2 protein-coding genes are annotated in these 1,509 nt (G+C 44.1%); one reads left to right on the top strand and one right to left on the bottom strand.

The annotated features are described in order from the left end of the window. Window positions 1-437, top strand: a 437-nt coding sequence (locus A3738_RS22840) for an acetyltransferase (RefSeq protein WP_231876738.1), incomplete at its 5' end; no start/stop codon positions are given. Window positions 438-881: 444 nt separating this feature from the next. On the opposite strand, the gene A3738_RS22835 is transcribed toward A3738_RS22840, so the two are convergent. Further along, window positions 882-1,509: DUF1329 domain-containing protein (locus tag A3738_RS22835; RefSeq protein WP_156504432.1), on the bottom strand; the 628-nt coding region annotated here is incomplete at its 5' end.

The following is a 1,509-nucleotide window of genomic DNA, read 5'->3' as shown; positions in this document are numbered from 1 at the left end:
CAGGTAAAGACTTAGAAGTAACAAGAGCAGCATGCGAAAAGTTTAAATATACGCCGGTATCTGTATTCAACTTTATGGAAGGCACCCGCCTGACACCCGAAAAGCACGCAAAACAAGATTCACCTTTTGAACACCTATTAAAACCCAAAGCGGGTGGCGCTGCATTCGTGCTAGGAAGCATGGGTGAAGTGATGCACACCATGCTAGACGTGACAGTGCTATACCCAAATAGCCCAAAAAATATCTGGGATATGTTTTGTGGAAAGGTCAGTACAGTGGTAGTGGATGTTCGAAAAGTCGACATTCCAAAGCAGTTTCTGGGTAAAGACTACACCAGTGATGCTGAATTTAAGGCTGAATTCCAAGCCTGGGTTAACGAGCTATGGGTCGAAAAAGATCAGCATATCGCAAACTTAAAAGCTCAGCACGAAAACTAAGGATTAAGAGCAAACCGATAAGGCCTTGCAAAAATTAGTTAAGAAATAGACCTAGCCTTCGCTGGGTCTTTTCATATCAGCACCAAGTAATTCAACCATCAATCCCATTTTAATACATACAATGTGAGTCTATTAACAATGTATCTTATCGAGCTCACGCCCCCCTAGATAGCAGAGATCACATGAATGATCTTGCCCAGCACCACCGTCACGAAACAAAGGTTTGAGCCAAATAGAGCTGTCTAAAACGATCAGCTACAGACAAATGATCGGGACGTATGAATGCTTGAAGTAAGACAAAGAGCCCAAGCATAGAAGAGACAAGTAAAGTATCGCCGAGTTATCCGATAGGAAAGAAAGAAACTGACATGCTTATAACTTTCATTCGCGTATAAAAAAACCGGATCGCCAAAACGATCCGGTTTTTTTATCTTTGGCTACGTGTTAACGACGCGCTGAGCGACGCAATGCAGCAGGTGTAAAGTCTTTGCTTGCAAAGGTCTTGTCGAAGTTATAGCGGCTTGGCTCCTCGTTGACCATACCATTCGCTATGTAACGACCAGATAATAAGTCGTGTACAGACTCAATAGTAGTGAGCGTAATGCTGCGATCATAGAAAGGCTTACTATGCGCTTCGGCATGACGCCATAAGTCGCCACGACCATCATAATGATCAGCAACAGCAATACCCCAAGTATCTTCATTTATGTAAAAAGTACGCTTGGAGTAGATATGACGCTCACCTTCTTTCAAGGTACCTTCAACAACCCAAACACGAGCTAATTCATAACGCGCATAATCGCTATTGAGGTGACCAGGCTTAACGATATCTGCATATGTCAGGGACTTATCATCTAGCTTGAAAGAGTTGCGAGGAATGTACATTTCCTTCTTGCCTAGAAGCTCCCAGTTGTATCGATCTGGTGCACCGTTGTACATATCAAAACCATCAGATGTACGAAGTCCATCAGCTGCTGTACCCGGACCGTCATACGCCACCTGAGGAGCACGACGAACACGACGCTGACCAGAGTTATATATCCAAGCACGACGCGGTTCAGCAACCTGATCG

It is taken from the genome of Oleiphilus sp. HI0066 (genome assembly GCF_001635725.1).
This window is presented reverse-complemented; position numbering and strand designations above follow the sequence as displayed.